The organism is Pseudomonas sp. P7548 (genome assembly GCF_013386585.1).
Lineage (GTDB): Bacteria > Pseudomonadota > Gammaproteobacteria > Pseudomonadales > Pseudomonadaceae > Aquipseudomonas.
In genome coordinates, this window is record NZ_JACARO010000086.1 from 69,436 (window position 1) to 79,061 (window position 9,626).

The following is a 9,626-nucleotide window of genomic DNA, read 5'->3' on the forward strand; positions in this document are numbered from 1 at the left end:
CATACTTTCTCGCAACCAGACACCCAACATTATGTCGTCAGCCCTTATCGATGCCTGCCACCTGCAGATACCGCACACCGATCAAGTGTGCGCGTGGCTGAGGCAGCACGCCGGGTTGAAAACCGTCGACCTGGAGCGTGCCCAGCGCCTGTCCACAGACGCCAGCGACCTGCTGGGCCTGCTGACACGCCTGGGCCTGGTGTCCGAGATCGAACTGGCCAGCGCCTGGGCCCACCTGCTGGACGCGCCGCTGTTGTTGGCGGATACCGCGCCCCCGGTGCTCGACCCATTGCCCCCACTCACCGAACGCTTCATGCGCCACTACCAAGTGGTGCCCATGGGATGGAGTGCAGCCGGCCTGCACGTACTGGCCGCTCACCCGGCCCAGCATTATGCCTTCCAGGCGTTGGCCTACGCCTGCCAGGTGCCGGTGTGGCTGGCCGTCGGCCCGCGCACCGAAGTCGACACGCTGATCGAGCGCTATTACGGCCAGGGCCGTTCGGCCATGGGCACCCTGATTGAGAACCTCGATGAGCGCAGCGGTGCGCTGGAAGACATCGAACACCTCAAGGACATGGCCTCCGAAGCCCCGGTGATTCGCCTGGTCAACCTGATCCTCCAGCGCGCCGTGGAACAACGCGCCTCAGACATCCACATCGAACCCTTCGAAAACCAGCTCAAGGTGCGCTACCGCATCGACGGCGTGCTGCATGAGGCGGAGGCGCCACCGGCCAGCTCGTCGGCGGCGGTGATCTCGCGGGTGAAGATCATGGCGCGCTTGGACATTGCCGAACGCCGGCTGCCCCAGGACGGGCGCATCATGCTGCGCATCCAGGGCAAGGCGCTGGACTTGCGGGTGTCCACCGTGCCCACCAGTTTTGGCGAGTCGGTGGTGATGCGCCTGCTTGATCGCCAGACCGTGCAGTTCGATTTCCAGCACCTGGGTTTCGACGGCCAGCGCCTGGCGGCCTTCCTCGACTTGCTGGAACGGCCCCACGGCATCCTGCTGGTGACCGGCCCCACCGGCTCGGGCAAGACCACCACGCTGTACACCGCGTTGTCGCGGCTCAACACCGCCGAGCGCAAGATCATCACCGTGGAAGACCCGGTGGAATACCAGCTCGAAGGCATCAACCAGATCCAGGTCAAGCCCGCCATCGGCCTGGATTTCGCCGGGGCGTTGCGCTCCATCGTGCGCCAGGACCCGGACGTGATCATGATCGGCGAAATCCGCGACCTGGAAACCTGCCGCATCGCCATCCAGTCGTCCCTCACCGGCCACCTTGTGCTCTCCACCCTGCACACCAACAGCGCCGCCGCCAGCATTACCCGCCTGCTCGATATGGGTGTGGAAAGCTACCTGATCGCATCGACCGTCAGCGGCATCCTCGCGCAACGCCTGGTGCGACGCCTGGACCCGGCCACGCGCACGGCGTTCGAAGCGCCCCCGGAACTGATCGCAGAACACGGCCTGGACCGCCTGACCGACACCCGCCCGATCCTGCTTTACCGGGGCCGTTATGAAGGCCGCAGCGCCCTCACCGAATTGTTGGTGATGAACGACGAATTGCGCAGCCTGCTGATGCGTCATGCCGACGCCGCCACCCTGGAGCAGGCTGCACGTCGCGCCGGTTTGCGCACCTTGCATGAAGAAGGTTTGCGCCAGGCGCTGGCGGGCGTCACGTCACTGGAAGAAGTGTTGCGCGTCACCCGGGGAGAGGGCGCGTGAGCCTGTTCAAGTTCCGTGCCCTGGATAGCCAAGGGGCCGCTCACAACGGCACGCTTGAAGCCAAGGACCAGACTGCCGCTGTTGCCCTCTTGCACAAACGCGGCCTGCTGTTGCTACAGATCGAGTCGGCGGGCGGCCTCAGGTCGAACGCCACGCGCGGGCAGTTGAAGGGTGCCGCCCTGGTGAGTTTCACCCAGCAATTGGCGACGCTGCTGGGCGCCGGCCAGCCCCTTGAGCGCTCGCTGGGCCTGCTGCTCAAACAACCCGGCCAGTCTCAAGTGCGAGCATTGGTCGAGCGCATCCGCGATCAGGTCAAGGCCGGCCAGCCGTTGTCTGCGGCACTGGAGGCGGAGGGCGGCTTCTCGCCGCTGTACGTGAGCATGGTGCGCGCCGGTGAAGCCGGTGGTGCGTTGGAAGGCACCTTGCGCCAGCTCAGCGACTACCTGGAACGCAGCCAGTTGCTGCGCGGTGAGGTCATCAATGCGCTGATCTACCCGGCCTTTCTGGTGGTCGGCGTGCTGGGGTCCCTGGCGCTGTTGCTGGCGTATGTGGTGCCGCAGTTCGTGCCGATTTTCGAGGACCTCGGCGTGCCGATTCCCCTGATCACCGAGGCGATCCTTGCGCTCGGCGAGTTCCTCAGCCGCTATGGCTGGGCGGTGCTGGCCGGGTTGCTGGTGATTGCCTGGGGGCTCGCCGCTCGCCTGCGCGATCCCCGGCACCGGGAAGCGTTCGACCGGCGCCTGCTCGGTGTGCGCCTGATTGGCCCGCTGTTGCAAAGGGTCGAAGCCGCCCGGTTGGCGCGCACCCTCGGCACCCTGCTGAGCAACGGGGTGGCGTTGCTGCAAGCCCTGGTGATTGCCCGGCAAGTCTGCAGCAACCGTGCGTTGCAGGCGCAAGTCGCGGTCGCGGCCGAGTCGGTCAAGGGCGGTGGCACCCTGGGTGCGGCCTTTGGCATTCAACCCCTGTTGCCCGACCTCGCCCTGCAAATGATTGACGTCGGCGAACAGGCCGGGGAATTGGACAGCATGCTGCTCAAGGTCGCTGACATTTTCGACGTCGAAGCCAAGCGCGGCATCGACCGCCTGCTCGCTGCCCTGGTGCCGTCGCTGACCGTGGTCATGGCCGTTCTGGTGGCGGTGATCATGCTGGCGATCATGCTGCCGCTGATGAGCCTCACCAGCCACTTATGAAGGAGCAGACCCCATGAAGACTTCACGCCGCCAAGGCGGTTTTACCTTGCTCGAAATGCTCGCGGTGATCGTGCTGTTGGGCATCGTCGCGACCATTGTGGTGCGCCAGGTCGGCGGCAATGTGGACAAGGGCAAGTACGGTGCCGGCAAGGCCCAGCTCGCCAGCCTGAGCATGAAGATCGACAGCTATGCGCTGGACGTCGGCTCGCCGCCCGGCACCCTGCAACAGCTGGTGGACAAGCCCGGTGGCTACGCCAAGCCTTCGGACCTCAAGGACCCCTTCGGGCACGCCTTCGGCTATCGCTTCCCGGGTGAACACGGGCCTTTCGACCTGATCTTCTACGGCCGCGACGGTCAACCCGGTGGCGAAGGCTACGACGCCGACCTGGGCAACTGGGAATAACCGGGCCATGGCCCAGCGCGGCTTTACCTTGTTGGAGATGCTGGTGGTCATCCTGTTGATCAGCCTCGCCGCCAGCTTGCTCGGCCTGGGTGTGCGCCAGGGACTGCAGGTCGCCAAGGAGCGCCGAGCCGTCGGGCAGATGGTGGAAGCGTTGCGTGCCACCCGGGCCGGAGCAATTATCGGCGGCCAGGCGGCGCGCACCGAGTTTGACCTGCCCGCCAGGACGTTCCAGGCACCGGGACGTGCGCGGCAGCAATGGCCCGAGCCATTGCAGGTGACCTTGCACACGGCCGAGCAGGTGGGGCCGGCTGTCGAGTTCTACCCCGACGGCAGCTCCACCGGGGGCAACCTCCTGCTGGCCAGCGGCACTCGGCGTTGGCGCATCGACATCGGCTGGCTCACCGGCAGCGTGCAGTCAAAGGCCCTGCCATGAAGCGCCAGGCCGGTTTCACCCTGCTGGAAATGCTCGCCGCACTGACGCTGATGGCGGTGTGCAGCAGCGTGTTGCTGGTGGCGTTCGGGCAGAGCGCGCGCTCGCTTTCCCAGGTGGCCCACAGTGATCGGCTCACGCACGCCGCGCTGTCGATTTTCGATCAGGAGGCGGCGGGGCCGTTGAGTGTCGGCGTGCGCCAGGGGGAGCTGGATGGCATTCACTGGCAGCTGAACTGCACCCGCCAGCAACCCCAGGTGTTTCGCGTCGATCTGAGCCTCAGTGAGGGCCCGCACCAGGCCCGTTTCAGCACCCTGAAGGCGCGCCTGTGAAGCGCTGCGAGCAAGGCTTCACGCTGCTGGAGATCCTGGTGGTGCTCAGTCTGCTCGCCGTGTTGCTGGTGCTGGTGGGTGGGGCATTGCTGGGGGCTAATCGTGCGGTGTCCAAGGCCCAGCGTTACACGGTGAGCCTGGACGAAGTGCGCGCAGCCCAGCAGTTCCTGCGCACGGCAATCGGCGAAGCGCTGCCGTTGAGTGGGGTGGACGAGGCGGCTGTAACGGAAGGTTTTTTTGTTGGTGCGCCCGAGCATGTGCAGTTTGTCTCGACCTTGCCTGGGGTACTGGGTGGCGGGATTCAGCGCTTCACCCTGCAACGGGTCGAGCAGACGTTGCAGGTGGCGTTTCCTGGCCGCGAACCCCAGGTGTTGCTGCACGACCTCGACAGGCTGCAAATGAGTTATCGCGGCGTCTCCCCGTTGGGCCAGGCCACCGGCTGGCTCGATGCGTGGCCGTGGCCCAGGCGCTTGCCCTACGCGGTGCGCATCGCGGCCCAGCTCAACGGGCCGGTGCCCTGGGTGACCCAAGTGATTGCCCTGCGCTTGGACCTGGCCAGCGGGGCGACGGGAGAATGAAGCGTCAGCGCGGTGCGGCCCTGCTGCTGGTGCTGTGGGTGCTGGCGTTGCTCAGTGTGTTGCTGGGCGGGCTGGTGGGTTGGGTGCAACTGGAAAGCCGCCAGGCCCTGTGGTTTCGTCAACATACCCAGACCGTCCTGGCCGCCGAAGCCGGCATCGCCCTGGCCATGACTGACCCGCGCCGGGTGGCCGATGGCCGTGAGATCGGCCTGACGTTCGACGACGCCCACCTGCACGTCAGCCTGCGCAGCGAGCGCGGCAAGTTGTACCTGGTCAACGCCGAGGCGGATGACTTCATGCGCCTGGCCCTGGCGTGCGGGGCCAGCCAGGCCCAGGCGAGCGCGTTGGCCAAGGCCCTCGAAACCCGCCGCAACAGGGGCCTGGCGCCGTTTCGCGTACTGGAAGAAGTGCGCCAGCTGCCGGGCATGACGCAAGCGCTCTACAGCCAACTGCTGCCTGAAATCACCTTGTGGAGCGACCTGGATCGCCCCGACGCGGCCTTTGCCAGCCCGCTGATGCGCAAGGCCCTCAACCTGCCGCAACAGAAGGCCGAGGGCGCCGACCCTGGCCTGGTGCTGCAGGTCGACAGCCGCGCCGAGCGCCCGGGTGGGTACAAGGCACGCGTGCAAGCCACCGTTTTATTGAGCCCATCGGAGGACAGCGCACAACCCTATCGGGTAGTGCGGTGGCAAGAATGAATCGATTGGAACCCATCGCCCGACATTGGCGCGGTAGCCTGTTGCAACAGGGCTGGCGCTTCTGGCTGGCTGAATTGCGCGGCTGTGTGCCGGGCTGGCTGGCCCTTCACGAGCCGCCCGAGCAACGTCATCACTGGCCGTTGAGCGAGCCGGTTGCGCCGGGCAACACGCGCCAAGTGCTGGTGTTGGCCACCGACGCCGTGTTGCTGCAAACCGTGCAGTTGCCCCTGGCGGCGGCGCGCAACCTCACCGCCGTGGTGGGCTATGAGCTGGACCGCTACACCCCGTTCAACGCCGACCAACTGTACTTCGTCGCGCAGCCGCTGCGCCGCGCACCCGCCCACCTGGAGGTGCGGCTGGTGGCGATCCTGCGCGAGCACCTCGACCAGATCCTTGCTGACTGCACTGCCCTTGGCCTGCAGCCCCACCGCGTGGAAGTGGGCGACCTCGGTGTCGACTTGCTGCCCGCGCCGTTGCGACCGCGCCAGCACCCACCGGGCAAGGGCTTGCAGCGCAGCCTGCCGTGGCTGTGCGGGGCCTTGCTGATTGCGGCGATGCTGCTGTGGCTCAACGATCGCCAGCGCGTGCTCGACGTCATGCAGGCCAGCGTCCAGCAACAGAAAGCCCAGGTCGCCGAGGTGCACGCCCTGCGCCAGCAACTGCTCAACACCCGTGGCGCGGCGCAGTACCTCACCCGCCGCAAACTGGCGCAGCCCCCGCTGGCCGCGCTGCTCAATGACCTGACCACTTGCTTGCCGGCCGACACCTGGATCGACCAGTTGGACGTGAAAGACGGAGAAGTCTCGTTCTCTGGGCAAAGCGCCAAGGCCAGCGGCCTGATCACCCGGATCAAAGGCTGCCATCGCCTGGAAAATGCCCAGTTTGAAGGGGTGATTCAACCGGATGCGCGCACCGGCAAGGACCAGTTTGCCTTGCGCGCCCACCTGCGCCAGGAGGTGGCCGATGCGCCGACCCCTCACACCCCGTGAACGTCGTGGTTCGGCGTTGCTGATCCTGGCGCTCGTGGTGGGCGCCGCCTACTGGCTGTTGATCGACAGTTGGTTCGCCGGGCCATTGCGCGAGATGGGCGAGCGCGCCGATCAGCTGCGCGAGCAGCAGCAACGCTATGCCGGCGTGCTGCGCCAGGGCGATGCGCTGCGCGCGCAATTGCAGCAGGCGCGCGAGGACCCGGCCAGCAGCACCAGCCTATTGCCGGGGGACGATCCCGACGTGGTCGCCGCCGACCTGATGCAACGCCTCGCCGACCTGATCAACAGCTATGCCGACCTCGGCGGCGGCTGTCGCCTGACCCAGCGCAAACCCATCACCCCGGAGCAGGATGACGGCGAGCCGTACCGCCAGGTCAAGGTCAGCCTTACGCTGAACTGCGCCATCGAACCCTTGGAGGCGCTGTTGCATGAACTCGAATACCAGCCACCGTTTCTGTTCGTCGATGAGTTGCGTATCCGCCGCAGCCAGCAGGCCCCGGCCAGTGGCGGTGCGGGGCAACTGGTGGTGCACCTGCTGGTGCGCGGTTACCTGCAACCGGCGCGGGTGACGCCATGACGAGCGTACTGCGGCCCCTGGAATGGGGCCTGCTCGGCCTGGCCGGGTTGCTGGGTGTGTTGATGGCGGTAATCCTCAGCAGCATCGGCGACGAGCCGCAGTGGCTGCCGGAACCCAGCGCCCCGGCCCAGCCTTCGAGCCGTGTGCAAACAGCCCCGAGTATCGCGCTGCAAGACCTGGCCGCCACTTGGCAAACCCCGCTGTTCAGCCCTGATCGCAGCCCCGACCGTGTAGTGGGCAAGGCCCAGGTGTCGAGCCTGGCCAACCTCACCCTCAGCGGAATCATGATCACCGGCAACCTGCAGATGGCGATGCTCAAACCGGCCAGTGGCGCGCCCCTCACGGTGCGCCTGGGCCAGACGCTGCCCAACGGCTGGCGCCTGGAACATCTCACCCCGCAATACGCCCGATTCAGCCTGGACGGCCGCACCCAGACCTTGAGCCTCTACGCCAAGCGTTTGCCACCGCCGTCCAGCCGCCCCCCGATGACTTTGCCCCGCGAGCCTCTCCCTTGATTGATATGCGCACCTCAACGTTTTGCCTGGCCACCGCTCTTGCCTTGGGCGGCTGCGGCTCCTTTCCAGACCGCGCCGACCCGGATGAGGACCTGATGCACGAGGCCCTGCAGGGTACCGGCACACAACGCCCGCCGCTCGAGCAGTCGGCGGCCGAAAGCCCGCAGCCGTCGATAAAAACGCCACCGCAGCGCCAACTGATTCGCGGCAGCCAACAGTTCGTGCGTGCACCCGGTGCGGCGCCGAGCGCACAGGAGGAGGGCGGCGACATCGTGTTCAACTTTGCCGACCAGCCCATTGAAGCCGTGATCAACAGCGTGATGGGCGACCTGCTGCACGAGAACTACAGCATCGCCCAGGGCGTGAAGGGCAGCGTGAGTTTTTCCACCTCCAAGCCGGTGAGCAAGCAGCAGGCGCTGTCGATCCTCGAGACCCTGCTGTCCTGGACCGACAACGCCATGATCCGCCAGGGTTCGCGCTACGTGATCCTGCCGGCCAACGAGGCCGTGGCCGGCAAACTGGTGCCGCAGATGCGCGTGGCCCAGCCGCCCAGCGGGCTCTCGGCACGGTTGTTCCCGCTGCGCTATATCTCGGCCACCGAGATGCAAAAACTGCTCAAGCCTTTCGCCCGCGAGAATGCATTCCTGCTGGTGGACCCGGCGCGCAATGTGCTGAGCCTGGCCGGTACGCCGGATGAACTGGCCAACTACCAGGACACCATCGACACCTTTGACGTGGACTGGCTCAAAGGCATGTCGGTGGGCGTGTTTGGCCTGCAACGCGCGTCGGTGGCCGAGTTGATGCCTGAGCTGCAACACCTGTTCGGCCCCGACAGCGGCATGCCCCTGGCGGGCATGTTGCGGTTCCTGCCGATCGAACGCACTAACTCGGTGGTAGCAATTTCGTCCCAGCCGCAGTACCTGAGCGAAGTGGGGGATTGGATTCGCACCATCGACGAAGGCGGCGGCAACGAGCCGCAGATGTATGTCTACGACGTGCGCAACATGAAAGCCGCCGACCTGGCCAAGTACCTGCGGCAGATCTACGGCACCGGTGCGATCAAGGACGACACGCCGGCCAAGGTGGCGCCGGGGTTGCGCACCACCACCCTGGCCTCGCCCGGCATGGGTGGCTTGCAGAACACACCCCCAGTGCCAGATGAGCCGGAACCTGCGCCCGAAGAAAAGACCGTCGCCCCCAGCAGCGACCTTGAAGCCGGCACACGGATCACCGCACAACAGAGCAGCAATCAACTGCTGGTGCGCACACGCCCGGCGCAATGGAAGGAGATCGAAGCGGCAATCAAACGGCTCGACAACCCGCCACTGCAGGTGCAGATCGAGACGCGCATCCTGGAGGTGAAACTGAGCGGCGAACTGGACCTGGGCGTGCAGTGGTACCTGGGGCGCCTGGCGGGTAATTCGGCCAGCACCACGGTGGCCAACGCCTCCGGCAGCCAGGGCGCACTGGGCGGTGGCGGGGCGGGGTTGGGGGCGACGGACTCGTTGTTCTATTCGTTTGTCAGCACCAACCTGCAAGTGGCGCTGCATGCCCTGGAAAAGAACGGGCGCACCCAGGTGCTGTCGGCGCCGTCGCTGGTGGTGATGAACAACCAGCCGGCGCAGATCCAGGTGGGGGACAACATTCCCATCAGCCAGACCACTGTGAATACCGGTGTGTCGGACACCACGTTGAGCAGTGTGGAGTATGTGCAGACGGGGGTGATCCTGGACGTGGTGCCACGGATCAACCCGGGTGGGTTGGTGTACATGGACATTCAGCAGCAGGTCAGCGATGCGCAGGACACGGCGGCTAACAGCGATACGCCGGTGAACCCGCGGATCTCGACGCGCTCGGTGTCGACCCAGGTGGCGGTGCAGAGTGGGCAGACGGTGTTGCTGGGGGGGTTGATCAAGCAGGACAACGCCGAGGGGGTGAGTGCGGTGCCCTATTTGGGGAAGATCCCGGGGTTGCGCTGGTTGTTTGGGAGTACCAGCAAGTCCAAGGCGCGCACGGAGTTGATTGTGTTGATTACGCCTCGGGTGGTGACCAACAGTGGGCAGGCGCGGCAGGTGACGGATGATTATCGGGAGCAGATGAGGTTGTTGCGGGTTCCGGTGGGTCGGTAGATTGGGGGCATATCCGTTAGTTAGGTAACGGCCGCCTATGGTTCCGCTCTTACAGC

The 9,626-nt window shown here is 66.0% G+C and carries 11 protein-coding genes; all 11 read left to right on the top strand.

Annotation, left to right across the window (positions count from 1 at the left end; all coding sequences use genetic code 11):
* The first annotated feature begins 31 nt into the window (after positions 1-31).
* The 11 genes from gspE to gspD are packed head-to-tail and all read left to right on the top strand — an operon-like array spanning position 32 to position 9,570.
* Positions 32-1,729, top strand: a complete 1,698-nt coding sequence (gene gspE, locus HX803_RS27895) for a type II secretion system ATPase GspE (RefSeq protein WP_178925245.1) — start codon at positions 32-34, stop codon at positions 1,727-1,729.
* On the top strand, positions 1,726-2,919 hold the full coding sequence (gene gspF / locus HX803_RS27900) for a type II secretion system inner membrane protein GspF (protein WP_178925247.1): 1,194 nt from the start codon (positions 1,726-1,728) through the stop codon (positions 2,917-2,919). Before gspE ends, gspF begins: the two co-directional genes overlap by 4 nt.
* Before the next feature lie 13 nt (positions 2,920-2,932).
* Positions 2,933-3,322, top strand: coding sequence for a type II secretion system major pseudopilin GspG (gspG, locus tag HX803_RS27905; protein WP_178925249.1), 390 nt, complete (start codon positions 2,933-2,935; stop codon positions 3,320-3,322).
* A gap of 7 nt (positions 3,323-3,329) precedes the next feature.
* The gene (locus HX803_RS27910) at positions 3,330-3,755 is read left to right on the top strand and encodes a GspH/FimT family pseudopilin (protein ID WP_178925251.1); all 426 of its coding nucleotides are present in this window, start codon (positions 3,330-3,332) and stop codon (positions 3,753-3,755) included.
* Positions 3,752-4,084 carry a type II secretion system protein gene (locus HX803_RS27915; protein WP_178925253.1) on the top strand — a complete coding sequence of 111 codons (333 nt, stop codon included), beginning with the start codon at positions 3,752-3,754 and terminating at the stop codon, positions 4,082-4,084. Before HX803_RS27910 ends, HX803_RS27915 begins: the two co-directional genes overlap by 4 nt.
* Complete coding sequence (locus HX803_RS27920) at positions 4,081-4,662, top strand: prepilin-type N-terminal cleavage/methylation domain-containing protein (protein WP_178925255.1); 582 nt, start codon at positions 4,081-4,083, stop codon at positions 4,660-4,662. The genes HX803_RS27915 and HX803_RS27920 overlap by 4 nt, the downstream gene beginning before the upstream one ends.
* Positions 4,659-5,360: a general secretion pathway protein GspK gene (locus tag HX803_RS27925; RefSeq protein ID WP_178925257.1), complete on the top strand. Its 702-nt coding sequence runs from the start codon at positions 4,659-4,661 to the stop codon at positions 5,358-5,360. Before HX803_RS27920 ends, HX803_RS27925 begins: the two co-directional genes overlap by 4 nt.
* Positions 5,357-6,349: a PilN domain-containing protein gene (locus tag HX803_RS27930; RefSeq protein ID WP_178925259.1), complete on the top strand. Its 993-nt coding sequence runs from the start codon at positions 5,357-5,359 to the stop codon at positions 6,347-6,349. The genes HX803_RS27925 and HX803_RS27930 overlap by 4 nt, the downstream gene beginning before the upstream one ends.
* Entirely contained in the window at positions 6,324-6,926 is a 603-nt protein-coding gene (gene gspM, locus HX803_RS27935; RefSeq protein ID WP_178925261.1) for a type II secretion system protein GspM, read from the top strand. The genes HX803_RS27930 and gspM overlap by 26 nt, the downstream gene beginning before the upstream one ends.
* Entirely contained in the window at positions 6,923-7,441 is a 519-nt protein-coding gene (locus HX803_RS27940) for a general secretion pathway protein GspN (RefSeq protein ID WP_178925263.1), read from the top strand. Before gspM ends, HX803_RS27940 begins: the two co-directional genes overlap by 4 nt.
* A 5-nt stretch (positions 7,442-7,446) precedes the next feature.
* Positions 7,447-9,570: a type II secretion system secretin GspD gene (gspD, locus tag HX803_RS27945; protein ID WP_178925265.1), complete on the top strand. Its 2,124-nt coding sequence runs from the start codon at positions 7,447-7,449 to the stop codon at positions 9,568-9,570.
* Positions 9,571-9,626 lie beyond the last annotated feature (56 nt).